Here is a 752-nt window from a genome sequence, read left to right on the forward strand (position 1 = left end):
GGCGGGAGGGGTCCGCGCCGGCGATGCGGGCGACGGTGGAGGCCCGCCCCTTGTGCGACTCGAAGATCTGCGGCTCCAGGCCGACCTCCGCGAGCTTCTCCGCCACGTACTCGGCGGCGGCCCGCTCACCCGGCCCGGAGTGGTCGCCGTAGTTGCTGGTGTCGATCCGGATGAGGTCCCGGCAGAGGTCGACGACCTCGTCCTCGCCGGTGGTCGTACGGGCGGCCGAGTTCGACTCACTCACGCTGTCTCCTTCGTTCGTCGGTCACGGCCATCCTCCCCCGCGCACTCCGCGGCCCGCGAGGGCCCCGGGGCGGCCGTCACGCTCCCGTCACGGGAAGCGCGTGATCGGGGACCTCCGGATGTTTGCTATTGTTTTCCACGTCGCCGGGCCGAGTGCCGGGCGGCGAACACCTTGTCCGGGTGGCGGAATGGCAGACGCGCTAGCTTGAGGTGCTAGTGCCCTTTATCGGGCGTGGGGGTTCAAGTCCCCCCTCGGACACCACGTAGACGCCTGTGGGCGGCACCACCGGGAGACCGGTGGTGCCGCCCACAGGCGTCTGCGGCGCTTCCGGCGGCGCGCGCCGTCAGCTGCCGAGGACGGCGCGTTTCTGCGTCTGGAACTCCTCCTCGGTGAGGATTCCCTGCTCCTTCAGTGCGCCGAGCTGCTTGAGCTGCTCCAGCTTCCCCGCCATGTCGCCCCCCGGCGCGGGCGGCGGCGGAGGCGGGGCGGCCGCGCCGGGGGGCGACAT

General features: G+C 72.2%; 1 protein-coding gene, 1 tRNA gene and 1 pseudogene. 1 reads left to right on the forward strand and 2 read right to left on the reverse strand.

Annotated elements, in window-relative coordinates; all coding sequences use genetic code 11:
• A pseudogene (locus tag PV350_RS46830) lies at positions 1 to 244 on the reverse strand (M20/M25/M40 family metallo-hydrolase); the annotation flags it as partial.
• A 173-nt stretch (positions 245 to 417) separates the two neighbouring features.
• Between PV350_RS46830 and PV350_RS46835 the strand changes: the two are divergent.
• Positions 418 to 505 (forward strand) — tRNA-Leu (locus PV350_RS46835).
• Between the two features lie 82 nt (positions 506 to 587).
• Here PV350_RS46835 and PV350_RS46840 read toward each other — a convergent pair.
• Positions 588 to 752: an SHOCT domain-containing protein gene (locus tag PV350_RS46840; protein WP_500339336.1), complete on the reverse strand. Its 165-nt coding sequence runs from the start codon at positions 750 to 752 to the stop codon at positions 588 to 590.

The sequence above is a fragment of the Streptomyces sp. PA03-6a genome, assembly GCF_033792765.1.
Lineage (GTDB): Bacteria > Actinomycetota > Actinomycetes > Streptomycetales > Streptomycetaceae > Actinacidiphila.